The sequence below is a fragment of the Streptomyces sp. NBC_01476 genome (genome assembly GCF_036227265.1).
GTDB lineage: Bacteria > Actinomycetota > Actinomycetes > Streptomycetales > Streptomycetaceae > Actinacidiphila.
In genome coordinates this window covers 6,279,310-6,305,939 of sequence record NZ_CP109446.1, presented here as the reverse complement: position 1 = coordinate 6,305,939, position 26,630 = coordinate 6,279,310, and the positions used below count along the sequence as shown (strand labels likewise).

Here is a 26,630-nt window from a genome sequence, read left to right as displayed (position 1 = left end):
GTGACTCCTCAGTCGATGCCGGCCGCGGCGGGCAGCGGGGTCCTGGCCGGGCAGCAGCCCGCGGGGCAGATGTCGTGGCTGGGGCCGAGGGTGCCCAGTGCGCACCGCCGGGGCGCCAGGCCGCGCTCGGTGGCGGCGCGCTCCAGCACCAGGTCGCGGACGGCGGCGGCGAACCGCGGGTCGGCGCCGACGGTGGCGGCGCGGCTGACCGGCAGGCCCAGTTCGCCGGCCCTGGCCGCGGCCTCGGTGTCGAGGTCGTACGTGACCTCCATGTGGTCGGAGACGAAACCGATCGGCACCATGACCACCGCGGGCGCCCCGGCCGCGTGCACATCCGTCAGGTGGTCGCAGATGTCCGGCTCCAGCCACGGGATGTGCGGGGCCCCGCTGCGGGACTGGTAGACGAGCTGCCAGTCGCGTTCCACGCCGGTGGCCGCCTGGACCGCGTCGGCGATCACCCGGGCGGTGTCCAGGTGCTGGGCGACGTAGGCGCCGCCGTCGCCGTGGCCCGGCACCGGCCCCGAGGTGTCGGCGGCGGTGACCGGGATGGAGTGCGTGGTGAAGGCGAGCCGGGCGCCGTCCCGGACCGCCGCGGGCAGTTCGGCGAGCGCGTCCAGGGTGGCCTGGATCATCGGCTCGACGAAGCCGGGGTGGTTGAAGTAGTGCCGCAGCTTGTCGATCCGCAGCGGCTCGCGGCCCTCCTCGGCCAGCACCGCGAGCGACGCGGCCAGATTCTCCCGGTACTGGCGGCAGCCGGAGTAGGAGGCGTAGGCGCTGGTGGCCAGCACCAGGATCCGGCGGTGCCCGGCGTCGCTCATCGACCGCAGGGTGTCGGTGAGGTACGGCGTCCAGTTGCGGTTGCCCCAGTACACCGGCAGGTCGAGGCCGCCGTCGGCGAAGTCCTTGCGGATCGCGTCGAGCAGCGCGCGGTTCTGCGCGTTGATCGGGCTGACCCCGCCGAAGAGGAAGTAGTGCTGACCGACCTCCTTGAGCCGCTCGCGGGGGATACCCCGGCCGTGGGTGACGTTCTCCAGGAACGGCAGCACGTCGTCGGGGCCCTCGGGTCCGCCGAAGGAGAGCAGCAGCAGGGCGTCGTACGGTCCGGCGTCGGGCCGGCCCGCGGGGGTGGGCTGGTGTGGCTGATCGGGCATGCCTCCGATCCTGCCACCCGCGGGTGACCGTGCCGGTGACCGGCTCCCCGGGCAGCCGCGTGCGGCCGCCCGCCGGCGGCAGGAAAATCGTTTGCCCGGCTCCGTAAGCTGTATGGGCCAGCTGCACGCCTTACCGGGGAGAGACCGTGAGCAGTCCGTACCGCGCGATCTTCACGGTCCCCGGCAGCAAGGCGTTCTCGGCGGCCGGCCTGGTCGGACGGATGCCGCTGTCCATGCTCGGCATCGGCATCGTGACGATGATCTCCCAGCTCACCGGGCGCTACGGGCTGGCCGGCTCGCTCTCGGCGGTGCTCGCGCTGTCCGCCGCGGCCTGCGGTCCGCAGGTCTCCCGGCTCGTCGACCGGTACGGCCAGCGGCGGGTGCTGCGGCCGGCCAGCGCGGTGACGGTGGCCTCGGTGGGCGGCCTGCTGATCGCGGTGAAGGCCGGCGCCCCGGACTGGGTGTACTTCCTGTGCGTACTGGGCGCAGGGGCCACCCCGAGCGTCGGCGCGATGGTCCGGGCCAGGTGGTCGGCCATCCACCGCGGTTCGCCCGAACTGCTGCACACCGCCTACTCGCTGGAGTCGGTGGTGGACGAGATCGTCTTCATCCTGGGGCCGATCATCTCCATCGGGCTGTGCACGGTGTGGTTCGCGGAAGCCGGCCCGCTGCTGGCGGTGCTCTTCCTGGGCACCGGCGTGCTGCTGCTGACCGCCCAGCGCCGTACCGAGCCCGCACCGCATCCGCGCGGCCCGGGACCCGGCCGCTCGGCACTGCGCTCGCCGGGGATGCCGGTGCTGGCCGGGGTGTTCGTCGGCACCGGCACGATCTTCGGCGCGGTGGACGTCTCCACGGTCGCCTTCGCGGACGAGCACGGCCACAAGGGCCTGGCGTCCCTGGTGCTGGCCAGTTACGCCCTCGGTTCGTGCCTGGCGGGGCTGGTCTTCGGGCTGCTCACACCGCGTGGCACCAGGGCCGGCCGGTTTCTGCTGGGAATCGCACTGATGTCGGTGAGTATGATCCCGCCACTACTGGTCGGAAACTTGTGGTTCCTGGCCGGTGCGCTGTTCTTGTCGGGCCTGACCATCGCGCCGACGATGGTGACCGCGATGGGCCTGGTGGAACAGCTGGTACCGCGGGCGAAACTGACCGAGGGCATGACGTGGACCACCACGGGGCTCGCGGTCGGGGTCGCCGCCGGAGCCGCGCTCGCCGGTCGGGTGATCGACGCGCGGGGCGCCTCGGCGGCGTTCGCGGTGCCGGCCTCCGCGGCGGCGTTCGCCCTGGCGGTTGCGTTCCTCGGTTACCGCCGGCTGCGGCCGGCCCCGGAGCGGGAGGAGTACGGCGATGGCCGGATCGAGCGGCACGACCGAGAAGGTGTGGCGTAACTGGGCGGGCAATGTCACGGCCAGGCCGGTCCGCAGCGCGACGCCGGCCTCGGTGCCCGAACTCGCCGAGGTCCTGCGCGAAGCGGCTGCCGACGGACTGACCGTCAAGGCGGTGGGCTCCGGTCACTCCTTCACCGGCGCCGCCGCCACCGACGGGGTGCTGGTCCGGCCCGAGGGGCTGACCGCGATCCGCGGCATCGACCGGGCCGCGGGCACCGTCACCGCCGAGGCGGGGGTGCAGCTGCGGCACTTGAACGCGGCGCTGGCCGCGCAGGGTCTGTCGCTCACCAATATGGGCGACATCATGGAGCAGACGGTGGCCGGCGCGACGAGCACCGGCACCCATGGCACCGGCCGCGACTCCGGCTCGATCGCCGCCCAGATCACCGCACTTGAGCTGGTGACCGCGGACGGCTCGGTGCTGAACTGCTCGGCCGCCGAGAACCCGGAGGTCTTCGCCGCGGCCCGGATCGGCCTCGGGGCACTCGGCGTGGTCAGCGCGGTCACCTTCGCGGTGGAGCCGGTCTTCCTGCTGACCGCCCGTGAGGAACCGATGACCTTCGACCGGGTGACGGCCGAGTTCGAGCAGCTGGCCACCGAGAACGAGCACTTCGAGTTCTACTGGTTCCCGCACACCGGGAACTGCAACACCAAGCGGAACAACCGCAGTCAGGGCCCGGCCGCGCCGGTCCCCGCGGTCCGCGGCTGGATCGACGACGAACTGCTCTCCAACGGGGTCTTCCAGGCCGCCTGCGCGCTCGGCCGGGCGGCGCCGGCCGCGATCCCGGCGATCGCCCGGGTCTCCAGCCGCGCGCTGTCCGCCCGTACGTACACCGACATCCCGTACAAGGTGTTCACCAGCCCGCGCCGGGTGCGGTTCGTGGAGATGGAGTACGCGGTGCCGCGGGAGGCCGCGGTGGACGCGATCCGTGAGCTGCGGCTGATGGTGGAGCGGTCCTCCCTGCGGGTCAGCTTCCCCGTCGAGGTACGGGTCGCGCCGGCCGACGACATCGCGCTGTCCACCGCGTCCGGGCGGGACACCGCCTACATCGCGGTCCACATGTACCGGGGCAGCCGGTACCAGGAGTACTTCACCGCGGTGGAGAAGATCATGACCGCCCGCGAGGGGCGGCCGCACTGGGGGAAGATGCACAGCCGCGATGCGGAGTACCTCGCGGGGGTGTATCCGCGGTTCGGTGAGTTCACCGCACTACGCGATCGGCTGGACCCGGGACAGCTGTTCGGCAACGATTATCTGCGAAGGGTGTTGGGTTCATAGGAGTACGTCCCCCTTTGCCCGGCGCACGCCGGGCGCACTTGTGAGTCGCATCACCCAACTCCCCCTCCACGGACGAACATTCGACGGCGCGGCAGCCACCCTGCGGTGGCCCGAATGGAGTACCGTGACGAATCCTGGCGCCCGGTGCCCGTCCGGTCGCCCGTTGGTCACAATCCGTGGCCAATAGACCACCGTCCCATAACGGCGTGTCACCATGTAATCCCGACACGCCGGGTAACTCTGCAAGGTTGTGGCACGCTGCACCCGGGCAGGCCACACTCGTGTCGAACGGGAGCAGCGACGCATCGGACGTCGGCAGGCACCACCCGGGAGGTAACCGTGCCCGAACTGCGCGTCGTGGCCGTCAGCAACGACGGCACACGACTGGTGCTCAAGGCTGCCGACAGCACGGAATACACGCTCCCCATCGACGAGCGGCTTCGTGCCGCGGTGCGCAACGACCGGGCCCGGCTCGGTCAGATCGAGATCGAGGTCGAGAGCCATCTCCGGCCCCGTGACATCCAGGCCCGGATACGGTCCGGCGCGTCCGCGGAAGAAGTCGCGCAGATGGCGGGCATCCCGGTGGAGCGGGTCCGCCGCTTCGAGGGACCGGTCCTCGCCGAGCGGGCGTTCATGGCCGAACGGGCCAGGAAGACGCCGGTCCGGCGGCAGGGCGAGTCCACCGGACCCCAGTTGGGCGACGCCGTCACCGAACGGCTGCTGCTGCGCGGCGCGGAGAAGGACCACGTGCTGTGGGACTCCTGGCGCCGCGACGACGGCACCTGGGAGGTGCTGCTCGTCTACCGGGTGGCCGGTGAGCCGCACTCGGCGAGCTGGACCTACGACCCGCCGCGCCGGCTGGTGCAGGCGGTGGACGACGAGGCCAGGTCGCTGATCGGCGAGACCGCCCAGAGCCAGGCCCAGCAGGAGCCGAGCTTCCCGTTCGTACCGCGGATCGCCAGGCTGCCCAGGGACCGTCCGCTGGACCGCTCCCAGGACCGGCAGCAGGCCGAACCGCGTGCCGAGGAGCGGGCCGAGGCCGCCGCGGACGAACGGGACTCGCTGACCAGCCTGCTGGAGGCGGTGCCGAGCTTCCGCGGCGACATGGTGGTGCCCGCGCCGCCGACCGCACCGCCCGACGCCGCTCCGGCCGCCGAGGTCCCGGCCGAGGAGGCGGAGGAGGCGGCCCCGGCAGCCAGCGCCGGCGCCGCGTACGCGGATGTACTGATGCCCCGGGCAGTGGCGGGCCACCGCGACCGCCTCAAGGGCACCACGGACCGCCAGGCCGAAGCGGACGGCGTCCGCCCCGGCCGCCGCGCCACGGTGCCCAGCTGGGACGAGATCGTCTTCGGCAGCCGCCGCAAGAAGCAGGACTGACCCCACCGGGTCGGTCCCCACCGGGGTCCGTCTTCACCGGGGTCCGTTCGGAACAGCACCGGTAAGGGCCGGCCACCAAGGTGGCCGGCCCTTACCGCGTGCTGAGGGCGGCCGGGCCGCGTCAGCCCGGGTGGGGGCCCGTGGCGACGGGACGGGCGGAGGTGGCGGTCCACTCGCTCCAGGAGCCCGCGTAGAGGGCCGCCGGGATGCCTGCCGCGGCCATGGCGAGGACCTGGTGGGCGGCGGAGACGCCGGAGCCGCAGTAGACGCCGACCTCGGTGCCGGGGACGGCGCCCAGCGCGGTGAAGCGGGCTGCCAGGTCGGCGGCGGGCAGGAAGCGGCCGTCGGGGCCGGTGTTCTCCGTGGTGGGGGCGTTGACCGCGCCGGGGATGTGCCCGGCGACCGGGTCGATCGGCTCGGTCTCGCCCCGGTAGCGCTCCCCCGCCCGGGCGTCGAGCAGCAGGCCGCCGCGGGCCAGCCGGGCCGCCTGGTCCGCGTCCAGCAGCGGCATGCCGCCCGGCACCGCGGTGAAGTCTCCGTCGCCGGGGGCGGGTTCCTCGGTGCTCAGCGGCAGTCCTGCGGCCTTCCAGGCGGCGAGCCCGCCGTCCAGCACGCGGACCCGCCGGTGGCCCGCCCAGCGCAGCAGCCACCAGGCGCGGGCGGGACCCCACCCGTTCCAGTCGTCGTAGACGACCACGTCGCTGTCCCGGCCGACGCCGGCCCGCCGCATCGCCGCGGTGAAGTCCGCCGGATCGGGCAGCGGATGCCGGCCGCGCGGCCCGGGCGGCGCGGCGAGGTCGGCGTCGAGGTCGACGTAACGCGCCCCGGGGATGTGGCCCTTGGCGTACTCACCGGCGCCGGGCGGGCCGCCCATGCGGTAACGGACGTCCAGGATCGTCGTCCCGTCCAGCGCGTCCGCGAGCGCGGCCGCGGAAATGATCGGTTCCATACGTCCATTGTGAGGGCCGCCGGGTCGGCGCAGGAGCGGTTCGAAGGCGCCACCCGCGAGGTGACGGACCGCTGTGTCCGACGGCTCTTCCCGGTGAGCCGGAGGCGGCCGGGCTACGCGGGTTCGGCCGCGGTGATCTGCGGTTCGCCCGTGGTGGCCGAGAGGAGCTGGGGCGCGTCCGCGAGCACCAGGCCCGCCGCGCCGCGGACTTCGGCGCCGTCGCCGAGGCCGCCGGTGACGATCTCGACGCTCTCGGCGGCCGACGGGAGGGTGTGGCGGCGCACCCCGGCCCGCATCGGTTCGAGGATGTCCTCGCCGGCGCCGGCCAGATCGCCGCCGACCACGATCAGGCTCGGGTTGAGGAGCGTGACGAGAGTGGACAGCGCCCGGCCGACCGCGTCCCCGGCATCGCGGACGGCGCGCAGCGCACCGGTGTTGCGACGGCGGATGAGGTCGGGCAGGTCGCGGGCGGAGACCTGCTCGCCCCAGCTGTCCGAGAGCAGCCGGGCGACGGCGACCGGGCTGGCCACCGTCTCCAGGCAGCCGCGGTTGCCGCAGCGGCAGATCAGGCCGTCGGTGATCAGCGGGAGATGGCCGATCTCGCCGGCCAGCCCGCGCGCCCCGAGCAACAGCCGCCCGTTGCTGACGATGCCCGCGCCGATGCCGGCCGACAGCCGCACGTACACCATGTCGCCGGCCTGCCGGCCGGCCCCGTACATCCGCTCGGCGAGCGCCCCCGCGTTGGCGTCGTTGGTGACCCGGACCGGCAGCGAGGTGCGGCGGCGCAGCTCCTCGGTCAGGCGCATGCCGACCCAGCCGGGCATGATGCCCTCGGCGCCGAGCGCGCCGCTGCTCTTCTCCACCGGAGAGGCGATGCCCGCTCCTATGCCCAGGACCCTGGCCCGGGTGACGCCGGTCTCCTGGAGTGCGCGGTTGACCAGCACGGCGACCAGGTCGAGGGTCTCCTCGGGCGCCCGGTCGACCTCCTTGGCCACCCAGTGCTCCCAGAGCACCGCCCCGAACAGGTCGCAGAGGATCACCCGTACGTGCTGGTGGCCGATGTCCGCGCCGATCGCGTACCCGGCACTCGGCACCAGCGACAGGGACTGCGCGGGCCGCCCGGTGCGCCGCGGTTCGGGTTCCTCGGGCCCCTCGTCCTCGGTGACCAGGCCGACCGCGATCAGATCGGCGATGAGCGAGGACACGGTGGCCCGGGACAGGCCGGTGACCCGGACGAGTTCGGGGCGGCTGCTGCGCGCGGTGCTGTGCAGGGCCTCCAGGACCCGCAGCCTGCCCACCTCGCGCAGGTTCACTGGCGTATCGATCATGACCCCCGGAGTGTGTACGGACGGTGAACCGGTTCGCACCGTGCCTTGTCCCCGATCCTTCCGTCAAGAGCCTTGACTTATGACAAAGTTCAGGCAGAAACTCACGAACTGCCCGCTCCGGCGCCGTCACTTTCTGTCGACTCCGGATGAATGACGCTCCGCCCCGGCCAGGAGGACGTACGTGACGACGACCGCACCCCCGCCCCTGCGGATCGGCATGGTGGGCCATGCTTTCATGGGCGCCGCCCACTCCCACGCCTGGCGCACCGCCGGCCGCTTCTTCGACCTGCCGCGGCGCCTGGAACTCACCGCGGTCTGCGGCCGTTCCGAGCCGGGCGTACGGCGGGCCGCGGAGCGCTACGGCTGGGACTCCTACGAGACCGACTGGCGGCGGCTGGTCGAGCGCCCCGACATCGACGTGGTGGACATCTGCACACCCGGCGACACCCACGCGCGGATCGCCCTGGCCGCGCTGGCCGCGGGCAAACACGTGCTCTGCGAGAAGCCTCTGGCCAACTCGGTGGCGGAGGCGGCGGAGATGGCCGGGGCCGCCGACCGGGCCAGGGCCGCGGGCGTACGCTCCCAGGTCGCCTTCAACTACCGCCGGGTGCCTGCCCTGGCGCTGGCCAGGCAGCTGATCGGGCAGGGCCGGATCGGCACCGTCCACCAGGTGCGGGCGAGCTATCTGCAGGACTGGCTGGTCGACCCGGAGTTCCCGCTGGCGTGGCGGCTGCGCAAGGAGCGCGCCGGGTCCGGGGCGCTCGGCGACCTGGGCGCGCACAGCGTGGACGCGGCGCAGTATCTGACCGGGCAGCGGATCTCCTCGGTCGGCGCGCTGCTGGAGACCTTCGTCACCGAGCGGCCACTGCCCGCCGAGGCCAGCGGCCTGTCCGGCACCGCGAGTACGGAGCGCGGACAGGTGACGGTCGACGACGCGGCTCTGTTCACCGCGCGCTTCGAGGGCGGTGCGATCGGGGTCTTCGAGGCGACGCGGTTCGCCACCGGGCACAAGAACGCGATGCGGATCGAGGTCAGCGGCTCGGGCGGCAGCCTCGCCTTCGACGCCGAGTCCCTCAACGAGCTGGAGTTCTACGACCGTGCGCAGGAACCCGGCACCGCGGGCTTCCGGCGGATCTCGGTGACGGACCCGGTCCACCCCTACCTCGACGCCTGGTGGCCGCCGGGCCATCTGCTCGGCTACGAGCACACCTTCACCCACCAGGTGCGTGACTTCGTCACCGCGGTCGCGGAGGGCACCGATCCCCGGCCGTCCTTCGCCGACGGCCTGCAGGTACAGCGCGTGCTCGCCGCCGTCGAGTCCAGCGCGGCGGCCCTCGGCGTGCACATCCCCGTCCAAGCCTGACCTCTGGAGGATGCTCATGGCCCGACCCGTCACCCTCTTCACCGGCCAGTTCGCGGACCTGCCCTTCACCGAGGTGTGCGGGCTCGCCGCGGACTGGGGCTACGACGGTCTGGAGATCGCCTGCTGGGGCGACCACTTCGACGTCCAGGCCGCGCTCACGGACGACGCCTATCTGCCCCGGCTGCGCGAGACGCTGGACAGGCACGGGCTGCGCTGCTGGACCATCTCCTGCCATCTGACCGGCCAGGCGGTCTGCGACCACCCGATCGACGAGCGGCACCAGGGCATCCTGCCGGCCAGGATCTGGGGGGACGGCGAACCCGAGGGGGTGCGCCGCCGGGCCGCGGAGGAGATCAAGAACACCGCGCGGGCCGCGGCGGCCTTCGGCGTGCGGACGGTCGTCGGCTTCACCGGCTCCTCGATCTGGCACACGGTGGCGATGTTCCCGCCGGTGCCGCCGGCCATGATCGACCGCGGCTTCCAGGACTTCGCCGACCGCTGGAATCCGATTCTGGACGTCTTCGACGAGGTGGGCGTGCGGTTCGCGCACGAGGTGCACCCGAGCGAGATCGCCTACGACTACTGGACGACCGTACGGGCGCTGGAGGCGATCGGGCACCGGCCGGCCTTCGGCCTCAACTTCGACCCGAGCCACTTCGTCTGGCAGGACCTGGACCCGGTCGGCTTCCTCTACGACTTCAAGGACCGCATCTACCACGTGGACTGCAAGGAGTCGGTCACGCAGCTGAACGGCCGCAACGGCAGACTCGGTTCGCATCTGCCGTGGGGCGACCCGCGGCGCGGCTGGGACTTCGTGTCCACCGGGCACGGCGACGTGCCGTGGGAGCCGGTGTTCCGGATGCTCAACAGCATCGGCTACGACGGGCCGGTCTCGGTGGAGTGGGAGGACGCCGGCATGGACCGTACCCTGGGCGCGCCCGGCGCCCTCGCGCACGTGCGCGCGCTGGCCGCGATCGAACCGCCGGCGGCCTCCTTCGACTCAAGCTTCAGCTCGGGCGGCTGATCCGGCCGCCGGACCGCGGGGGCCGGTCTCCTGGAGGGGAGAGCGGTCCCCGCGGCCTTGTGCGGGCCGGCGGCGGGATCAGCCGCCGATGGCGATGGAGAACAGGTGCATGGCCACCTGGTGGTCCACCTGGGTCTTGCTGACGTTCGGCAGGGTGATGGCCCGCACGGTCTTACCGGGCTGCAGATCCACCGTCGCCGCGTAGATGTGCACGTTCTGTGTCTGCTGGCCGCCGCCGTTGTTGAGGTACGGCGTGGTGGCGGCGATGTCGCTGCCCTGGGCGGCCGAGCCCGACCACCAGTCGGCGAGTGCCAGCGCGTACGTCTGGGTGGTGCCGTCGGTGTAGACGATCGTGCCGCTGCCGGAGGTGGCGCCGAAGGCGCTGGTGCCGACGAAGCCCAGCTTGCCGCCGCTGCCGGTGATCTTTATGGCCTGGCCGCCGGCCACCGCGTTGTCGGGGCTGCCGGTGCCGGCGGTCGCGGGCCAGGGGAAGCTCACCCCGTCGTGCACGGTCTCCTTGCCGGCGTTCCAGCCCGCGGCGGCGAGCGCCTGGAGCGAGAAGCTGGCGCCCTCACCGTCGAGGCTGGCGGCCTTGGTGTCGGCGTCGTCGCTGATGCCGGTGTTGTTGTAGGCGGCGGTCAGTGAGGCGTACGGCACGGTCACCGGGGTCTGGGCGCTCAGGTCGCCGCCGGGTGCGGTGACGGTGGCGTTCAGGGTGAAGGAGTCCGGGTCGGTACCGGCCGGGATCGCGACCTGCCAGGTGGTGGTGACCTTCTGGCCGGGGGCGACGCTCGGGAAGCTCGCCGGGGTGGTGGCCGTCGCGGTCCAGCCGGCGGGGGTGTCGAGGCCGACGGTGACATCGCTCGTCGCGGTGGTGCCGCCGTTGGTGTAGGTGGTCGTCGCGGTCAGCGTGCTGCCCGCGTCGGCGATCGGCAGGGCCTGCAGCGTCAGGGTGTTGTGGACCACGATCGCGGTGGATCCGGTGACGCCGCCCACCGTGGCGGAGATGGTGGCGACGCCGTCGGAGACCGCGTGCACCAGACCCTTCTTGTCGACGGTGGCGACCGCGGGGTCACTGCTGCGGTAGGTGACCTTGGCGGTGCTCAGGTCCACGAACGACTGGTCGTTGTTGACCGCTTCGACGACGTTGTCCGCGGTGATGGACGTGTCGCGCTGCTCCTTGCTGTGGTCGGTGTCGTCCTTGATCCACTTGTTCTTCGCGGTGAGGCTGAAGGTGTCGCCCGCGTTGTACACCACGCTCTCCGGCTGCACCGTGACCGTCTGCACCTTCGGCGTCAACTGGCCCTTGACCCTGACCGATTCGGTGCCGGCGGCGTGCGCGGAGTCCGGGCCGACCTGGAAGGTGTATGTGCCGTTGTAGACGGTCTGCCGGGAGCTGGTGGCGTCCCAGAAGGACAGGTCGGCGGCCTTGACGGTGATGGTCAGGTGCTGGCTCCTGCCGGGCTTCAGCACCTTGGTCTTGGCGAAGCCGACGAGCCGCTTGGCGGGCAGCTGGACGCCGGGGACGGTGAAGGGCGTGGCCGCGTAGAGCTGCGCGACGGTGGCGCCGGCCGCCTTGCCGGTGTTGGTGACGTCGACCCCGATCTTCACCGAACCGTCCGGGGTGATCTGGGACTTGCTGGAGGTGATGCCGGTGAAGGAGAAGGTGCTGTAGCTCAGGCCGTAGCCGAAGGGGTAGGTCGGGGTGCCGGTGAAGTACTGGTACGTGCGGCCGAGGCCGCCGGTCTCGGCCGGGGTCAGGCCGTAGTTCTGCTTGTCGGGGAGCTGAGAATCGTCCTTGTACCAGGTGAAGTTGAGGTGCCCGGAGGGATTCTGTGCGCCGAAGAGCACATCGGCGAGCGCGGTGCCCTGGTCCTGGCCGTTGTAGCCGCTGAAGAGGATCGAGGAGACAGGTGAGGCGGGGCTCTGCTCGGCCTGGATGTCCACCGGGCCGTCGGACTGGATGACCAGCGCCAGCTTGTCGTTGCCGAGGGCGGCGGTCTGGTCGATCAGCGACTGGTAGTTGCCGGGCATGCCGAGGTTGTCGCGGTCGTTGCCCTCGTCGGCGTTGGCCTGGCTGGTGCCGACGAAGAGCACCACCAGGTCGGCGGCCCCGATGTCGGCCTTGGTCTTGTCGGAGAGCACCGCGGCGCCGGTCCCGGTGGCGGAGGAGCCGGCCGCGTCGTAGATCACCGAGGCGGTCGGGTTCGCGGCGCAGACGGCGTTCTTGATGCCCTGCACGGGGCTGGTCCGGTGGGTGGGGTCGCCCGAGTACAGGCCGAGCGAGGTGGTGTTGGCGAGGTCGCCGAGGATCACCACCTTCTTGGTCTTCGCCAGGTCCGCCGGGAGCAGCTTGCCGCCGCCGGAGGCCGGCTTGTCGTTCTTCAGCAGCACCAGGGAGTTGTCGGCGACCTTGGTGGCCAGCGCCTGGTGGGCCGGGCTCTCCACCTGGTCCTTGGTGATGTTGGTGTACGCCACCTTGCTCGCCGGGTCGAATTCGCCGGTGGCCATCCGGACGGTGAACACCTTCACCAGCGCGGTGTCGACGACGCCCTCGCTGAGCACGCCGGCCTTGATGGCCTCCTCGATGTTGGCCGTGGTGGCCTCGTCACCGGTGCAGTTGAGGTCGGTGCCGGCCCGCAGTGAGTACGCCTGGGCGCCGGCCTGGCCGGAGACCTTCGTGCCGGTGGCGGTCTCGGTCCAGGTCGGGTTGTCCTTGTGGTCGGTGGTCCAGCCGGGCGGCGCCCAGTCGTGACCGCCCGGGAAGAGCCGCCAGTTGGTGCCGACCGCGCCGCAGTCCGAGGTGATGTAGCCGTCGAACCCGTAGGTCCGCTGGGCGAGTTCGTTGGTGGTGTAGGTGTCGGAGGTCGACGGTGTGCCGTTGATCGCGTTGTACGAGGTCATCAGGCCGGCGACGTGCGCGTCCTCGATCAGGCTGCGGAACTGGGCGGTGTAGTAGTCCCGCAGGTCGGTGTCGTTGACGTCGGAGCTGATGCCGGTGCGGTTGTCCTCGACGTTGTTGAGCGCGTAGTGCTTGGCGGTGGCGGCGACCTTGAGGTAGCCGGTCTGCGAGGTGCCGTCCTGGTTGTTGCCCTGGTAGCCGTTGATGAACTGCCCGGCCATCTGGCCGACGAAGTACGGGTCCTCGCCGAACGCCTCGTCGGTGCGGCCCCAGCGCGGGTCCCGGTCGAGGTTGACGGTCGGCGCCCAGTAGGTCAGGTCGCCGTAGTCGTCGGCGGACGGCCCGAGGTTGTTCTGCCCGGTGCCGAAGAGCGACTTGTCGAGGAAGCCGCGGGCCTCGTCGGAGATCGCGGTGCTCTCCTGGTACATCAGGTCCTTGTCCCAGGACATGGACGAGGCGAAGTTGGTCGGGAAGCTGGTGGAGTGCACGCCACCTTGGACCCCGCCGTTGTTCTGGTCGGCGCCGAGCTGGTTGATGCCGTGCTGGCCCTCGCTCCAGTACGTGTACTGCTGGACGCCGAGCCGCGGGATGGCCGGGCCGCTGTTGGTGCTGAGCTGCTGCACCTTCTCCTGGAGGGTCATCCGGGACACCAGGTCGGCGGCTCGCTCCTGGAAGGAGTAGCTGGTGTCCAGGTAGACCGGGGTGCCGGCGACCTTCGCGCTCGGCGCCTGGGCCAGCGCCGTACCGCCGGAAGTGGCGCTCAGTCCGGCCGCGCACGCCATCGCGCAGACCACGGCCAGTCCCGCACGCCGGCGCTTTCGCTTGTCCATCCTGCCTCCGTCGTCATCGAGCAGGGGACCCGGCTCGCTTCGGAGTTCCGTACAAGTCCGAAGAAATTCCGGGGCTTGCGTTATCAATGTGGCAGTTTGTTGCCTGTTTTGATGCAGCGTCAAGAGTGGTGCCGGGACTTTCCGTCAGCCGTTTTGACTGATGGCGGCAGAATCCCCGAAGGTGCCCGACGGTCGCCGCGGCGGCCGGTCAGGGGCGGTCGCGGCCACGCAGCCGGGGGGTGAACGTGGCGTGGAAGATGGTCGACGCGGCACCGACCGCGGCCGCCTCGGCGCTGAGCACCGACCGCTCGACCTCCACCCGGCGCAGCCGCCGCGCAGTGGGGAATTCGTTGACCACCCGGCTGATCTCGTCCAGGTAGTGCCCTGCGGTGTCGTCGGTGAAGAACGGGCCGCCGAGCACGATCAGGTCGATGTCCAGCAGGTCCACCAGGCCCAGCGCACCGCGGCCGACCGCGCCGGCCACCGCCCGGATCGCCTCGACCGCCGCCGGGTCGCCGGCCGCCGCGGCCCGCCCCACCGCCCGGTAGGCGGCGGCGCTGCCGAGGCCGGGGCCGGCCCGGGGCAGGCCCCGCCGGGCGGCGAACTCCGGTACGGAGACCGGTGGATTGCACTCCGGCACCATCTCGGGGCGGCCGTCGGGGCCGGTCCGGCCGAGCGCGATCGCGCAGAGCTGGCCGAATTCCCCGGCATTCGCGCTCACCCCGCGGTAGAGGTCGCCGTTGAGATACAGCCCGGAGCCGACGCCGGTGCCCAGATAGAGGTAGGCGAAGTCACGGGCCCGCCGGTCGCGGCCGATCCACCGCTCCCCCGCCGCCGCGGCCAGCGAGTCCTTCTCGATGATCACCGGGCAGGGGAAGTGGTCCTTGAGCAGGTAGAGCAGCGGGAGGTCGTCCCACGCGGACAGGAGCGGCGGGCCGAGCACGGTGCCGGAGGCGATGTCCACCGGGCCGGGCACGGCGACGCCGATGCCGAGGAAGCCGTCCGCGCGGACCGCGCCGCCCGCCTTCGCCAGCGTCTCCCGGCCGAGCGCGACGGCCTGCGTCACGAACTCCCCCGGGTCGATGTCCGCGGACACCGGGCGGGTGCGGGCGCAGACGATCGCGCCGTCCAGGTCGATCACCACGGCGGTCAGCACCTCGGGGTCGATGTGCAGCCCGAGCGCGTGCGCGGCGGTACCGCAGAGGCGGACCGGGGTCCGGGGCTTGCCGGAGGTGGCCCGCCGCTGCGACTCCTCGACCAGGATGCCGCGGTCCAGCAGGGAGCGGGCGATCCGGGAGACGGACTGCTGGGTGAGCCCGGTGCGGTGGGCGATCTCGCCGCGGGTGATGGTGCCGGAGAGCCGCACCGACTCGATGACCACGCACTCGTTGAACGATCCGAGGTCGATCTGGTTGACCCCGCTGGCCGTTGGGGCCGCGGGGCTCTCCTGCGGTGCACGCCACCGCAGGTGCCCGGCCACACGTCCGCGCAGCCACCGCACGGGACCGCCGGGCCGTTCCAGCGCGGCGACCAGGTCCAGGTAGACCCGGCGCGAGGACTCGGGGTGGGTGGTGCTGTCCAGGGCGATCACCGCACGCAGGAAGCTGCGCCAGGTGGCGTTGGCGGGGAGCTGATGCCGCGTCACCGTGTTCTCGGGGGAGGCCCCGGGGGAGGGTTCCGCGGGAGCGTCCTCCCACAGCGTGACGGCGTGCAGGGCGATCTCCGGATGGTGGGCGGCGGCCTCGGCGAGGTAGCCGGTGAGGCCGGCGGCGGGCTCCTGTTCCTGTGCCGCCCGTACCGTCTCCAGTGCGTCGGCGAGACCGGTCAGTACGTCCTCGCCGAGCACGCTGGCGTCGGCCGCCCGCGGGGCCGCCACCGGACGGGTCCCGGTCAGCAGAACAGCCCGGCTCCGGTCCGCGTACAGACCCATCACCCAGACATCGGAACCCGGCAGCGGCGGCCGGGCCGGCACCTGGGCGGCCCCTTCGCCGCCGAGTCCCCAGCGGCGCCGGATCGCGGCGACGGTGGCGTGCGACAGCCCCAGTTCCCGGGCGATGGCCCGGCTCGCGCCGCTTCCGCCGGGGGCGAGCAGTGCGCGGGCCACCACCTCCGCCTCGTCCACGGTGGCCGGGCGGCCTGTCCGCGGCCGTTGCTCAAGACCGGCCAGGCCGGCGCTCTGCCAGCGGTGCCGCCATGTCCCGACGGTCTGCCGCGACACTCCGAGCCGCCGCGAGATCTCCGCGTCCCGCAGCCCTTCGGCGGCCAGCAGCACCACCCGGGCCCGCGTCGCCAGCGGCCCGCCGCCGGCCCACTCCCGCAGGACCCCCATCTCGTCAGCCACGCTCGCCCCCACCTGCCGGCCCGCTCCCGGGGAGCGCGCCGGCCCTCGCGGGCGCCGGCGCCGGTGGCCGCGGGGGCCGGCGGCCGGTCCGGCCGGAGCGGGGCGTCGGGACGGTTCTGCTGGGCTCAGGCAAGGCTGGTCCCTTCCTGGGCGGCGCGCCGCAGACGGAGGGTGCGGATCTGGAACGGGCGGAGGGTGAGGGTCACGGTGGTGGCGGCGTGGGCGAGCGGGGTGGGGTGCTCCTCCAGGAGGTCCGTGGCGTGGACCGCGGCGAGCGGGAAGTCCGTGCTGAGGGTGGTGCGGGCCCGGCCGCCGCGGGACTCGTAGAGGCGGACGACGACGTCGCCGCTGCGGTCGTCGGCGAGTTTGACCGTCTCGATCAGGACGTCGGGGTGGTCGACGGCGACCAGGGGCGGCCGGGGCGGGGCGGACGGGCCCGGGCGCAGCGGGCGGCCGAGCGCGTAGCCGTCGCGGATCGCGTCGCCGAGGCAGGCGCCGGGGCGAAGGGTGTGGCGGAAGCGGTGCGGGCCCCGGTCGGCGTAGGGGTCGGGGCTGTGCGGGGCCCGGAGCAGGGTGCCGCGCAGCAGTGTGGTGGTGCCGCCGTCCGGGCGGGCGTCGCGGCTGACGTCGTAGCCGTAGGTCGCGTCGGAGGCCAGCGCCACGCCCCAGCGGTGCTCGCTGACGTGCACCCAGCGGTGGGCCGCGTGCTCCGCCGTGTCGTGGGCGGGCCGGGTCACGTGCCCGAACTGGACCTCGGCGGTGGCGTGTTCTGCGTGCACGTCGAGCGGCCAGCACACCTTGAGGACGTGGTCCCGCTCGCGCCAGTCGACCTCGGTGTCCAGCACCAGCTGCGGACTGCCGGCCCTGAGCGTCAGTTCCTGGACGATCCGCGAGCGCCCGGTGCCGCGCACCACCCGCAGCGTCGCCAGCAGCGGTCCGGCCGCGCCGATCTCCACGCTCTGCGCGGTGTCGAGGTCGCGTCCGGCGCGGGGGTGAAGGTGCCGTGCGCTCCAGCCGGCGGGTTCGTCGCGCAGCAGCCGCAGCAGGTTGCCCGCACCGCCAGGGGCGATCGTCTCGCGGCCGGTGGCCGTTTCGACCACCGATCTGACCAGGCCGTCCGCGTCGACCCGCACCCGCAACAGGCCGTTCTCCAGCAGGTGTTCACCGCTCGCGCCGACCGGCCGGACGGTCGCCGGGGCGAGGTCGCCCAGCGGCAGCCCGGCGGTTCCGGCGCCGAGCGCGGGTGCCTCGGCGAGCACCGCGAACCGCCCGTCGGCGAGCGGCTGACCGGTGCCGGGCCGGGTGCCGGGCCCGAGGACGACGACCTCGCGGCGGGCGTGCGGGGCCGGGTTGAGCACGCTCGCCCCGTCCGGATCGCCGGCCGCCCGCCGTATCAGCCGGTCCAGCCGGCGCCCGGCCTCCCGGTGGGCCTGCTCGGCCTCCTCGTGCACCCACGCGATGGAGGTACCGCCCAGGACGTCCTGGCGCTGCTGGAGCAGCACCTTCTTCCAGAGCGCGTCCAGCTCGTCGTAGGGGTAGCGGACCCCGAGCCGTACGGCGGCGGTCGCCGACCACAACTCGGCCTCGTGCAGCAGCGCTTCACAGGTGCGGTTGCCGCGCTTGGTACGGGACTGGCTGGTGTACGTGCCCCGGTGCGCGGCCAGGTCGAGGCCGCCGCGCCAGACCGGGGCGTCGCCGTACCGGCTCCCCTGCCCGAACTCCTGCTCCGCGTCGCGGAAGAAGGCCGCCGGGGTGGACGGGACGACCCGGGGGGCGCCTTCGAGGCCGGCGAGGCGGCGGGCACGCTCCAGCGCGGCCCGGCCGGGGCCCGTGCCGCCGCCGAAGGGCAGCAAGGAGCCGGCGACCGTGTCCGCGCCTGCGAAGTCGGCTGCGGGGACGGGGAGTTCGCCGCCCGCCGGATCGCCGTCGGCCGGCGCCAGGTGGGTGAAGAGCCGGGTGCCGTCCAGGCCCTCCCAGCGGAAGGTGTGGTACGGCGGGGCGGTGCCGAAGCCGGGGTCGGGTCGCCGGCCGAGGAACCAGCGGGCGCCGGAGAGGACGGCGAGCTGCGGGAGGGCGGCGGACGCGCCCGGCGCGGCGGGCAGCCACACCCCGTCGCCGTCGGCGCCGAGTTCGTCGCGGAAGAACCGCCGGCCGTGGCCGAACTGCCGCACCAGCGCCTCACCGCCGGCCAGTTCGGTGTCGGCCTCGACCCACATGCCGCCCACCGGCGTCCAGTTGCCGTCGGCGACGGCTTTGCGGATCCGCTCGAAGATGCTCGGCTGGTGCTCCTTCATCCAGGCGTAGTGCTGCGCGGAGGGCGCCGCGACGGTCAGCTCCGGGTACTCCTCGGCGAGTTGCGCGAAGGTGCTGAAGGTGCGGGCACAGCCCCGGACCGACTCGCGCACCGGCCACCGCCAGGCCGGCCCCGGGTGCGCGTGGCCGACGGCCGCCAGGGTGGGCGCGGACGCGGGTGCGGGCCGCCGCAGCGCCGGGGCGAGGACCGTACGGGCCAGGGCCGCGGTTCCGGCGACGTCCCCGGGGTCGACGGCGTCGACCGCGCTCTCCAGTGCGGTGAGCAGTTCGTGTCTGCGGGGCTGCCCGGCGGGCAGCGAGCGCATCAGCCGGTCGAGGGTCTCGACGTCGTTCAGCAGCTGCCAGACGTTCTCGTCGCGCGGTGCGAGGTCGGCCCGGCGCAGCCGGTACAGGAGGGTGTCGCCGCAGGTGACCGGGGAACCGTAGGACAGACCGGTGCCCGTGCCGCCGTCGATGGCGGGGTTGGCGGCGGCCTCGACCAGCAGCCGGACCGGTGCGCCGCCGGTGGCGGCGGTCGCCACCAGCACCGCGTCCACCTCCCGGGTCAGGCCCTGGACCGGGACGCCGTGCTCGTCGTGGACGAGCCCTTCGGCCCGTCCGCCCGCCGGGTCGTCACCGAGGTCGATGAGCGCTTCCACCCGGCGCCCGGCCCAGCGCTGCGGCACCCTCGCCCGCATGGTGAACCAGGTGGTGGACCAGGGCTGCCCCCAGGAATCGCCGGCCGCGAACGGCACGTACGGGGCGCGCGACGCCACGTCCACCGCGGCGGGTTCCCCCGGGATGTGCCAGGCCCCGATGTCCATCGGAAGGCGCTGCGGATAGAGGGCGGGACGCAGCCGTTCGGCGAGGAATGCGGCTATCCGGTCTTCTCCGGATTCGCCGGAAGTGATCCGGTCACGCATGGGCGGCCCTTCCTGTCCAGCCAGTGACCGCCATGTAAAACCCTGTGTGTTATCAAGTCAACGCCTGTCACAATCTCCCCTCCGGTGCAGGTCGTGACCTGCGAGAACGGTTGTGTCAGGGCAATTTCGGGCCGGTGCGTTGCATCATTGTCGGATAATTGGCCTGACAATCCGGGCGGCAAAGACGGCGGAAAGAGCCGCCACCGCGTCTTCCCGCCGTCTCCCGACACCTCCCGACTCTTTCGCCGTCTCCCGCCGTTTCCTTTCCGGTGTCTCGCTACCCGGTGTCTCGTTATCCGGTGTCTCGCTACCCGGTGTCTCCTCGTCCGGTGTCCGCCGCTTGGCGCGGGAGTACGGGCGCGGGCCGTTCACAGCGGGAGGCCACCGGGAGCGCGGCGCCGCGTTCCGCGGCGTCGAGCAGGGTGAGCATCACATCCAGTACGTGGGCGGCGAGTTCGGCGGACGCCAGGTGCGGCCGCCCGGTGACCAGGGCGTCGGCGAGGTCGGCGAGCCCGATACCGCGGCCGGCGCCGGGGTGCCCGGCCGAGACCGGCAGTTCCCGCCATCCGCCGTTCTCGTACAGCTCCACCGGTCCGGCGAAGCCGTTGGGGTCGGGTACGGAGAGCGAGCCGGTGGTGCCGTGCACCTCGATCCGCGGCAGCCGGGCGGCGTGGATGTCGAAGCTCATCATCAGCGTGGACAGGGCGCCGCCGGTGTGTTCCAGTATGCCGGTCACGTGGGTGGCGACCTGGACCGCGAAGCGCCGGCCGGCGCGCGGGCCGCTGCCGATGACGCGTTCGGCGCGCGGGGTGGCGGCGGCGCCGGTCACCTTGACCACCGGGCCCAGCAGGTGGACCAGTGCGGAGAGGTAGTAGGGGCCCATGTCGAGCAGCGGGCCGCCGCCGGGCCGGTAGTAGAACTCCGGGTCGGGGTGCCAGGCTTCGTGGCCCGGGGTGGTCATGAAGGCGGTGGCGGCGACCGGGGTGCCGATCAGCCCGTCGTCCACGGCCCTGCGGGCGGTCTGGGTGCCGGTGCCCAGAACGGTGTCGGGCGCACTGCCGACCCGTACTCCGGCGGCCCGGGCGGCGGCCAGTACGGCGGCGGCCTCCTCGCGGGTGGTGGCGAGCGGCTTCTCGCCGTAGACGTGCTTGCCGGCCGCGACCGCGGCGAGCGCGACCTCGGCGTGGGCGGCCGGGATCGTCAGGTTGAGCACGGCGTCCACGTCGTCGCGGGCGACGAGTTCGGTGACGCTGCCCGCCACGTCGGCGCCCGCCCGGCCGGCGGCCTCCCGGGCGCGGCCCGGGTCCAGGTCGGTGACGGCGGTCAGGCGGAGGCCGCCGGCCTTGGTCAGGGTGTCGAGATAGGCGCCGCTGATCCGGCCGGCGCCCACCATGCCGATCCGCAGAGCGGTCAGCGGCTCGCCCACAGCAGCCCCCGTTCGGTGAGGGTGCGGACCTCGGGCACGTCGAAGTCGTCGGCCTTGTGACCGATCGAGGAGACGAAGACCCGCCCGGCGCCCCGGGTCCTGGTCCAGACGGCGGGCATCACCACCGGCCGGCCGCCTTCTGCGCCGGCCGGGAAGGTGGTGGTGGCCAGAACGTCGTTGGCGGGGTCGGTGGCCACCCAGTACTGCTCGGTGTGCACGGGGAAGTCGCCGAGTCCGGCGATCACCGGGTGCCCGGCGCGCTCCGGGAGCGGGTGGACGGTGTGGTCGAGGAAACCGGGTGGGTGCATCAGGAACTGACCGCCGGTCAGCAGGGCGTAGTCGACGTCGCCGCGGAAGGAGTCGATGATCCCGCCGTGCCAGCCGGCGAATCCGGTGCCGTCCTCGACCGCACGGACCAGTCCCCCGGTCTGCTCCTGGGTGATCTCGCCCATGCTCCAGCACTGCACGATCAGGTCGGTGGCGGCCAGGAGACCGGCGTCGGCGTACACATCGAGGCGGTCGGAGGTCTCGACGGTGAAGCCCTGGTCCTTGAGGAAGGGCAGGAAGAGATCGGTGATCGCGACCGGTGAGTGGCCCTCCCAGCCGCCGCGGACCACGAGGGCCCGCCGGGTCGCTGAGGGCTCGGGGGCCAGGGGGCTCGCGGGGGACACAGGGCTCGCGGGCATGAACGCTCCCATCGGTGGCGCTCGGCAGGACCGTACGGCTACCTGAACGGCATCCATACGGATAGCAGAATGTCGTACCGCTTTCCGAACGTAAGGAGGGCCGGAAGAGTTTGTCAATCCCTTTGACAAACCCACGTCGCCCCCGGAACGGATGGGGCGTCAGTGCGAGCCGAGGCGCTTGAGAAGGGTGCTCAGCGAGTGGGCCGCCTCGGTGACCGCCCGGGCGACCTCCTCGGTGCGCACGTCGTCCATCCGGCTGGCGGGCGCCGAGCAGCTGATCGCGTCGCCGCCCTGGCCGCCGCCGAGCGCCACCGCGACGCAGCGGATGTCCACCGAGTTCTCGCCGTCGTCCATCGCCCAGCCGCGCAGCCGCGCCTCGGCCAGCTGGGCCAGGAAGGCGTCCGGGTCCACCACGGTGTTGGGGGTCAGCCGCTCCAGCGGCCAGTCGAGCCGGCGCTGCACCTCGGCGTGGTCGTACTGCGAGAGCACCGCCTTGCCGAGGGCGGTGGTGTGGGCGGGCAGCCGGCGGCCGACCGCGGAGTACATCCGCAGCGCGTGTCTGGATTCGCGTTTGGCCAGGTAGACCACGTGGGTGCCGTCAAGCCTGCCCAGGTGCACGGACTCGCCGGTCTCCTCGGCGAGGGCGTCGAGCACCGGTCCCGCCAGGCTGGTGACGTCGTCGCCCTCCAGGTAGGCGGTGCCGGTCAGCAGCGCCTTGAGACCGAGGCTGTACCGGGTGCCGGACGGGTCGAGATCGACCCAGCCGCGCGCCTCCATGGTCCGCAGGATCGCGTGCAGGCTGCTCTTGGGCACCGCCATCGCGCCGGCCATCTCGGCCAGCGACAGCCGGGCGCCGTCGGCCCCCAGCAGCTCCAGCACCTCCAGCACCCGGGCCGCGGACTTGACCTCCTCGGGCTTCCGCCCGCGCGCCGCTTCTGCCACCGATTCCACTGATCCTCCGCTCCCGCGCCGACGCCTGACGGCCCGTGCGTGCCCACCCCATCGCAGCGCGCGCCTTGACGCTATCTCAAACGCGACTCTATGTTCATGGACTCCAACGTCATTCGGTCTTCTGAACGATCGAACCCTAGGCAGGGGCCATGCGCATACCTCGCATACCTTTCGCACGATATTCCCCGGGCGGCACGAGGTCTCCGGGCGGCACCAGGACTCCGGCCGGTACGGCGGCCCCGGGCAGTACGAAGGCCCCCGGCGGTACGGCGGCCCCGGTCGGCGCGAGGAACGGCGGCGCTCCCCGGACCGGCAGGACCCGCCTCACCGTCGCGGTCCTGGCCACGGTCGTCTCCCTGGCGCCGGTCGCGGCCTGCGGCGGCTCCTCCGGCGGCTCCGGCGACAGCAAGTCCCTGGAGATGTGGACCTTCAAGCAGTCCCATGTCGCCGGTCTGCGAGACGCCGCCGCCGTCTTCAAGCAGCAGACCGGCATCACCGTCAGGATCGAGGCGTACGGCCCCGACGACGCCTACACCACCAAGGTGCAGGCCGCCGCGAAGACCCACGACCTGCCCGACGTACTCGAAGTGCACTCCGACGGCGAGGACTTCGCACTCGGCGCCACCGGTATCGCCAGGAACATCGCCGACGACGTCGACAGCGCCTGGAGCGGCCAGTACCAGAAGGGCGTCCGGATCTCCGGCACGGTGACCGCGGCCAAGTACAAGGAATCGCTGCCCGGGGACTCCAAGTCGCACGGCGTGGCACGGGGCCAGCGCTTCAGCGTGCCCTTCACCTCGGGCACCTTCGGCATCGTGCTGGCGAACAAGAAGACGCTCGCCGCGGCCGGCATCACCCGGCCCCCGGCGAGCTGGGAGGAGTTCCTCGCCGACCTGAAGGCCACCACCGGCAAGAACGCCAAGACCGGCGGCGTCAGCCTCGGCCTGAAGGTCAAGGCGACCGGCCTGACCTGGGTCCTGCAGCCGCTGGCCTTCGCCCAGCTCGGCCGGGAGAAGTACCACGCCCTCTTCGGCAAGGACGCCGCCGCGGACTTCGCCTCCCCCGACGGCCTCAAGGCACTTGGTCTGTACGACCAGTTGCAGCCGTACTGGATGCCCGGCACCCAGAGCCTGGACATCGACGCGGCCGACCAGGCCTTCGCACAGGGTAAGTCGGCGTGGGACATCGGCGGCACCTTCACGCTCGCCTTCCTGCAGCAGAACGGCATGGCCCCCGACGACGTGATGGCCTTCGGTCTGCCCGGCCCGCAGGCCGGTGCGGTGCCCAAGCCGGCCCTCGGCCCGCTGGCGCTCACCGGCCTGGCCGTCTCCTCCACCAGTGCGTATGCCGGCAACGCCGAGAAGTGGATGAAGTTCCTGGCCCAGCCGGCGGTCGCCTCGACGTTCGCCAGACAGGCCACCGAGGTGCCCGCCACCGAACTCGGCCCGGACGCGGCCCAGGTGATGGGCCCGACGCTGGCCGACATGACCAAGACCTTCGCCGGCACCCCGGCGACCACCTACGACCCGGGCGACAACTCCTTCCGGCCGCCGACCTACGACCAGGACTCGATGGGCGAGGTGCTGGCGGACCTGACCCCGCTGGGCCAGAAAAGCGTGGCGGCCACCGGCAAGGCGATGGCCAAGCTCAACAACTCCTTCTGGGCGACGTCGAAGTGACCACGGTGCCCCGTCCCGCACTCACGGAGACGACCGCGGCCGGCCGGGACCCGCGCCCCCGGCCGGCCGGTCCGGCCGGCGCCGACCGGACCGGCCGGCGCTCCCGCCGCCGCGGCTACGAGGCGGTCTCCGGCTATCTCTTCGTCGCCCCGGCCGTGGTGCTCTTCGCGGTCATGGGCCTGTACACCGTCGGTTACGGCTTCCTGCTCAGCTTCGCCCGCTGGAACGGCTTCGCGCCCCACTGGTCCTGGGTCGGCGTGCAGAACTACAAGGACCTGCTCTGGGCCAACCCGGCGTACGCGCCCCGGGTCCGGCACGCGGCCGGCCACACGCTGTCGGTGATGATCGCGGTCCCGCTGCTGACGGTCCTGGTCTCCTTCCCGCTGGCGATCCTGCTCAACTCCGCCAAACGCCTTCAGGGGCTGCTGCGTTCGGTGTACTTCGTGCCGTACGTGACCAGCGGTGTCGCGGTCTTCTTCGCCTGGCAGTACATCCTGCAGCCGGACGGCGCGGTCAACGCGCTGCTGAGCGCTGCGGGGATGGGCTCGCTCGCCCAGCCGCAGGGCTGGCTCGGCAATCCGCACACCGCGCTGCCGACCATGATCGTGGTGACGGTGTGGGGCGCCGTGCCGGTGGCGCTGCTGATGTACCTCACCGGGCTGCAGACCATCGACCGCAGCGTGCTGGAGGCCGCCCAGCTGGACGGCGCCGGCTGGTGGCGTACCAATGTCTCGGTGGTGTGGCCGCTGGTCCGGCCGATCACCGCGATCGTGGTGCTGCTGAACCTGCGCGACTCGCTGCAGGGCTTCCAGACCTTCCTGGTGATGACCAACGGCGGCCCCGGCGACCACACCAATGTGCTCGGCCTGGAGGCGTACCGGCTGGCGTTCCTCAAGGAACTGGCGCCGACCCTGGGCCTGGCCAGCGCGCTGGGCTGGCTGCTCTTCGCCGCGGCGGTCGTCCTGGCACTGGTCAACCTGCGAGTCCTGCGGAGCAAGACATGACGACGACCTCCCCTGCCCCTGCCTCCCCCGGCACCCCCGGCACCCGCTCCCGGCAGGGAGCTTCCGCGCTGCCGCGCAACGCCGCGAAGGCCGTGGTCGGCCTGCTGCTCGCGCTGTACGGCCTGGTCAGCGTCTATCCCTTCCTGTGGATGGTGTCGGCGGCGTTCAAGGACCAGGCCGAGGTGGTCCGCGGCGGCCACCTCGTCCCGCACCGGCCGACCTTCGGCACGCTCGCCGACACCTGGAGCCAACTGCACTTCTTCCGCTACTTCCTGAACAGCGTCGAGGTGTCCGCGCTGACCGTGGTGCTGACGCTGGTGGTGTACGCGGCGGCCGGCTACGCCTTCGCGGTGCTGGACTTCCCCGGCCGCGGGCTGCTGCAGAAGCTCTTCGTGGCCCTGCTCTTCGTGCCCGCGATCACCGTGATGCTGCCGATCGTGCTGCTGGAGAACAAACTCGGCATCCTCGGCTCGCACCTCGGGCTGGTGCTGCCCTTCGTCAACGGCGGCGCCCCGCTGTCGGTGCTGCTGATGACCGGTGCCTTCTCCGCGGTGCCGAAGGAACTGCGGGAGTCGGCCCGGGTGGACGGCGCCAACGAGTTCCATGTCTTCACCCGGATCTACCTGCCGCTGACCCGGCCGGCGCTGATCACGGTGGCGCTGCTCACCGCGATCCCCACCTGGAACGAGTACCTGCTGACGCGGGTCTCGCTCAACGACGAGAGCACGTACACCCTCCCGCTGGGACTGCAGACGCTCGCGTCGCAGAACGTGCCGCACTACAACAACCTGATGGCCGGCGCGCTGATCGTGGTCGTGCCGGTGGTGCTGCTCTTCGTCTGCCTCCAGCGCTACTTCGTCAACGGCCTGGCCGGGGCGGTGAAGGGCTGATGCCGGTACTGGTCACCGGGGCGGCGGGACACATCGGCGGTCATGTGACCCGGGAACTGCTGGCGGCCGGCCACCAGGTGGTGCTGACCGACCTGCTGCCGGTGCGCGAGCCGGGCGCGGAGCGGGTGCACACCGGCGACCTCCAGGACCCCGGACTGGTCGACGCGGCGATGGACGGGGTGACCGCGGTGGTGCACCTCGGGGCCGTCCCGCACCCCAATGTGCCCGACCCGAGTGCGCTCTTCGCCCACAACTGCCTCACCGCGCACCGGGTGTTCGAGGCGGCGGGCCGGGCCGGGGTGCGCCGGGTGGTGGCCGCCTCCAGCATGGCGGCGGTGGGTCTCGCCTGGTCCCCCGAGCCGCTGTCGCCCGCGTACGTGCCCCTGGACGAGCGGCATCCGACGCTGGTCCGCGACCCGTACGGGCTCTCCAAGCTGGTGCTGGAGGAGGTGGCCGCCACCGCACACCGGCGCTGGGGGCTGGAGTCGGTGTGCATGCGCTTCCCGTTCACCGGCGCCGGCGACCGGCTCGACGGCTTTCTGGCCGCGTGCGCCCGCGACCCGGCGGCGCAGCGGCACGACCTGTGGGGCTGGCTGCACACCGCGGACGCGGCCACCGCGGTCCGGCTCGCCCTGGAGGCGGAGCTGGACGGCTGCCATGTCGTCAACGTGGCCGCCGCCGACACCACCTCGGCGCTGCCGACCGCCGAACTGATGGCCCGCCACCATCCGGGGGTGCCCGTGCCCGCCGGGCTGCCCCCGCACAGCACGCTCTTCGACCGGCGCGCCTGCGCCGGCCTGCTGGGTTTCACCCCCAGCCGCACCTGGCGCCGGCCCTGAGAGCCCCG

General features: G+C 72.7%; 18 protein-coding genes. 9 read left to right on the top strand and 9 right to left on the bottom strand.

Annotated features, from left to right (window positions below; genetic code table 11):
• Nucleotides 1–8: 8 nt before the first annotated feature.
• Nucleotides 9–1,151, bottom strand: a complete 1,143-nt coding sequence (locus OG552_RS27575; protein ID WP_329137412.1) for a ferrochelatase — start codon at nucleotides 1,149–1,151, stop codon at nucleotides 9–11.
• Between the two features lie 146 nt (nucleotides 1,152–1,297).
• Here OG552_RS27575 and OG552_RS27570 point away from each other — a divergent pair, with 146 nt between their 5' ends.
• The 3 genes from OG552_RS27570 (at nucleotide 1,298) to sepH (ending at nucleotide 5,195) form a co-directional block, all read left to right on the top strand.
• On the top strand, nucleotides 1,298–2,539 hold the full coding sequence (locus tag OG552_RS27570; RefSeq protein WP_329137410.1) for an MFS transporter: 1,242 nt from the start codon (nucleotides 1,298–1,300) through the stop codon (nucleotides 2,537–2,539).
• On the top strand, nucleotides 2,499–3,818 hold the full coding sequence (locus OG552_RS27565; RefSeq protein ID WP_329137408.1) for a D-arabinono-1,4-lactone oxidase: 1,320 nt from the start codon (nucleotides 2,499–2,501) through the stop codon (nucleotides 3,816–3,818). Before OG552_RS27570 ends, OG552_RS27565 begins: the two co-directional genes overlap by 41 nt.
• 339 nt (nucleotides 3,819–4,157) lie before the next feature.
• The gene (gene sepH / locus OG552_RS27560; protein ID WP_329137406.1) at nucleotides 4,158–5,195 is read left to right on the top strand and encodes a septation protein SepH; all 1,038 of its coding nucleotides are present in this window, start codon (nucleotides 4,158–4,160) and stop codon (nucleotides 5,193–5,195) included.
• Nucleotides 5,196–5,316: 121 nt separating this feature from the next.
• Here the strand turns inward: sepH and OG552_RS27555 are convergent, their stop codons facing one another.
• Both OG552_RS27555 and OG552_RS27550 read right to left on the bottom strand, forming a co-directional pair.
• The gene (locus tag OG552_RS27555; RefSeq protein WP_329137405.1) at nucleotides 5,317–6,144 is read right to left on the bottom strand and encodes a sulfurtransferase; all 828 of its coding nucleotides are present in this window, start codon (nucleotides 6,142–6,144) and stop codon (nucleotides 5,317–5,319) included.
• A 113-nt stretch (nucleotides 6,145–6,257) separates the two neighbouring features.
• Nucleotides 6,258–7,472 carry an ROK family protein gene (locus OG552_RS27550; RefSeq protein WP_329137403.1) on the bottom strand — a complete coding sequence of 405 codons (1,215 nt, stop codon included), beginning with the start codon at nucleotides 7,470–7,472 and terminating at the stop codon, nucleotides 6,258–6,260.
• A 217-nt stretch (nucleotides 7,473–7,689) separates the two neighbouring features.
• On the opposite strand from OG552_RS27550, the gene OG552_RS27545 reads away from it, so the two are divergent.
• Together OG552_RS27545 and OG552_RS27540 are read left to right on the top strand one after the other, a co-directional pair.
• The gene (locus OG552_RS27545; protein WP_329141181.1) at nucleotides 7,690–8,835 is read left to right on the top strand and encodes a Gfo/Idh/MocA family protein; all 1,146 of its coding nucleotides are present in this window, start codon (nucleotides 7,690–7,692) and stop codon (nucleotides 8,833–8,835) included.
• Nucleotides 8,836–8,851: 16 nt separating this feature from the next.
• On the top strand, nucleotides 8,852–9,859 hold the full coding sequence (locus OG552_RS27540; protein ID WP_329137401.1) for a sugar phosphate isomerase/epimerase family protein: 1,008 nt from the start codon (nucleotides 8,852–8,854) through the stop codon (nucleotides 9,857–9,859).
• A 78-nt stretch (nucleotides 9,860–9,937) separates the two neighbouring features.
• Here the strand turns inward: OG552_RS27540 and OG552_RS27535 are convergent, their stop codons facing one another.
• The 6 genes from OG552_RS27535 to OG552_RS27510 form a co-directional block, all read right to left on the bottom strand.
• The gene (locus OG552_RS27535; protein ID WP_329137399.1) at nucleotides 9,938–13,591 is read right to left on the bottom strand and encodes a glycoside hydrolase family 3 C-terminal domain-containing protein; all 3,654 of its coding nucleotides are present in this window, start codon (nucleotides 13,589–13,591) and stop codon (nucleotides 9,938–9,940) included.
• 208 nt (nucleotides 13,592–13,799) lie between these two features.
• On the bottom strand, nucleotides 13,800–15,932 hold the full coding sequence (locus OG552_RS27530) for an ROK family protein (RefSeq protein WP_329137398.1): 2,133 nt from the start codon (nucleotides 15,930–15,932) through the stop codon (nucleotides 13,800–13,802).
• 125 nt (nucleotides 15,933–16,057) lie between these two features.
• Nucleotides 16,058–19,147, bottom strand: coding sequence for an alpha-mannosidase (locus OG552_RS27525; RefSeq protein WP_329137396.1), 3,090 nt, complete (start codon nucleotides 19,145–19,147; stop codon nucleotides 16,058–16,060).
• Between the two features lie 307 nt (nucleotides 19,148–19,454).
• A complete protein-coding gene (locus OG552_RS27520; protein WP_329137394.1) occupies nucleotides 19,455–20,573 on the bottom strand; it encodes a Gfo/Idh/MocA family protein in 1,119 nt (372 codons plus the stop codon).
• Nucleotides 20,558–21,259 carry a ThuA domain-containing protein gene (locus tag OG552_RS27515; RefSeq protein WP_329137392.1) on the bottom strand — a complete coding sequence of 234 codons (702 nt, stop codon included), beginning with the start codon at nucleotides 21,257–21,259 and terminating at the stop codon, nucleotides 20,558–20,560. The genes OG552_RS27520 and OG552_RS27515 overlap by 16 nt, the downstream gene beginning before the upstream one ends.
• 159 nt (nucleotides 21,260–21,418) lie before the next feature.
• Nucleotides 21,419–22,201 carry an IclR family transcriptional regulator gene (locus OG552_RS27510; protein WP_329137390.1) on the bottom strand — a complete coding sequence of 261 codons (783 nt, stop codon included), beginning with the start codon at nucleotides 22,199–22,201 and terminating at the stop codon, nucleotides 21,419–21,421.
• Nucleotides 22,202–22,359: 158 nt separating this feature from the next.
• Here OG552_RS27510 and OG552_RS27505 point away from each other — a divergent pair, with 158 nt between their 5' ends.
• Genes OG552_RS27505 through OG552_RS27490 form a run of 4 tightly spaced genes read left to right on the top strand, consistent with a single transcriptional unit; the run spans nucleotide 22,360 to nucleotide 26,622 of the window.
• Nucleotides 22,360–23,889 carry an ABC transporter substrate-binding protein gene (locus OG552_RS27505; protein WP_329137388.1) on the top strand — a complete coding sequence of 510 codons (1,530 nt, stop codon included), beginning with the start codon at nucleotides 22,360–22,362 and terminating at the stop codon, nucleotides 23,887–23,889.
• Between the two features lie 5 nt (nucleotides 23,890–23,894).
• Nucleotides 23,895–24,893: a carbohydrate ABC transporter permease gene (locus tag OG552_RS27500; protein ID WP_329137386.1), complete on the top strand. Its 999-nt coding sequence runs from the start codon at nucleotides 23,895–23,897 to the stop codon at nucleotides 24,891–24,893.
• On the top strand, nucleotides 24,890–25,783 hold the full coding sequence (locus OG552_RS27495) for a carbohydrate ABC transporter permease (RefSeq protein WP_329137384.1): 894 nt from the start codon (nucleotides 24,890–24,892) through the stop codon (nucleotides 25,781–25,783). The genes OG552_RS27500 and OG552_RS27495 overlap by 4 nt, the downstream gene beginning before the upstream one ends.
• On the top strand, nucleotides 25,783–26,622 hold the full coding sequence (locus OG552_RS27490; protein WP_329137382.1) for an NAD-dependent epimerase/dehydratase family protein: 840 nt from the start codon (nucleotides 25,783–25,785) through the stop codon (nucleotides 26,620–26,622). Before OG552_RS27495 ends, OG552_RS27490 begins: the two co-directional genes overlap by 1 nt.
• Nucleotides 26,623–26,630 lie beyond the last annotated feature (8 nt).

Coding starts and splice junctions, on each gene's coding strand:
- OG552_RS27575 (WP_329137412.1), bottom strand. CDS start 1,151: ATGCCCGATCAGCCACACCAGCCCACCCCCGCGGGCCGGCCCGACGCC.
- OG552_RS27565 (WP_329137408.1), top strand. CDS start 2,499: ATGGCCGGATCGAGCGGCACGACCGAGAAGGTGTGGCGTAACTGGGCG.
- OG552_RS27555 (WP_329137405.1), bottom strand. CDS start 6,144: ATGGAACCGATCATTTCCGCGGCCGCGCTCGCGGACGCGCTGGACGGG.
- OG552_RS27550 (WP_329137403.1), bottom strand. CDS start 7,472: ATGATCGATACGCCAGTGAACCTGCGCGAGGTGGGCAGGCTGCGGGTC.
- OG552_RS27545 (WP_329141181.1), top strand. CDS start 7,690: ATGGTGGGCCATGCTTTCATGGGCGCCGCCCACTCCCACGCCTGGCGC.
- OG552_RS27540 (WP_329137401.1), top strand. CDS start 8,852: ATGGCCCGACCCGTCACCCTCTTCACCGGCCAGTTCGCGGACCTGCCC.
- OG552_RS27535 (WP_329137399.1), bottom strand. CDS start 13,591: ATGGACAAGCGAAAGCGCCGGCGTGCGGGACTGGCCGTGGTCTGCGCG.
- OG552_RS27525 (WP_329137396.1), bottom strand. CDS start 19,147: ATGCGTGACCGGATCACTTCCGGCGAATCCGGAGAAGACCGGATAGCC.
- OG552_RS27515 (WP_329137392.1), bottom strand. CDS start 21,259: ATGCCCGCGAGCCCTGTGTCCCCCGCGAGCCCCCTGGCCCCCGAGCCC.
- OG552_RS27505 (WP_329137388.1), top strand. CDS start 22,360: ATGCGCATACCTCGCATACCTTTCGCACGATATTCCCCGGGCGGCACG.
- OG552_RS27495 (WP_329137384.1), top strand. CDS start 24,890: ATGACGACGACCTCCCCTGCCCCTGCCTCCCCCGGCACCCCCGGCACC.
- OG552_RS27490 (WP_329137382.1), top strand. CDS start 25,783: ATGCCGGTACTGGTCACCGGGGCGGCGGGACACATCGGCGGTCATGTG.